The 380-nt window shown below is 39.7% G+C and carries 1 pseudogene; it reads right to left on the bottom strand.

Annotation, left to right across the window (positions count from 1 at the left end):
- Window positions 1–380 (bottom strand): annotated as a pseudogene (locus HMPREF2701_RS00975) (VirB4-like conjugal transfer ATPase); the annotation flags it as partial.

Raw genomic sequence — 380 nt, 5'->3', positions numbered from 1 at the left:
GAACCTTCGACATACAGTTCCATATCAAGTGCCAAATTCTGCGCTTCTTCTTCTGGTTGTTGACTCAAGACAAAGACCCATTCTTCCAAAGAAGGCTCTTTAAATGACTGATAGGTGAGTCTGGTAACTCGGTCGATAATCGATTTTTCTCTCCCGTCCATTTTCCTATCCAATAACTTGCCGATAAAGGATAAAAGAAATTCTGATTTTACCTTTACAGGATCTTCATCCATATTTTCTTCAGACAAGTCAAGGACATTGAGATAGGTTTGGGAATCTGGCGCAATATCAATCATTTCTCCACCAAAAGCCCGTCCAATGACACTGTACTCTGCTTCTGGATCCACAATGATAATTTCAGTATTTTCACCAGATTCCTT

The sequence above is a fragment of the Streptococcus sp. HMSC077D04 genome, from assembly GCF_001808785.1.
In the GTDB taxonomy this organism is placed as follows: domain Bacteria; phylum Bacillota; class Bacilli; order Lactobacillales; family Streptococcaceae; genus Streptococcus; species Streptococcus mitis_BX.
Note: the sequence above shows the minus strand (reverse complement) of the source record. Positions and strands in the feature narration are given on the sequence as shown.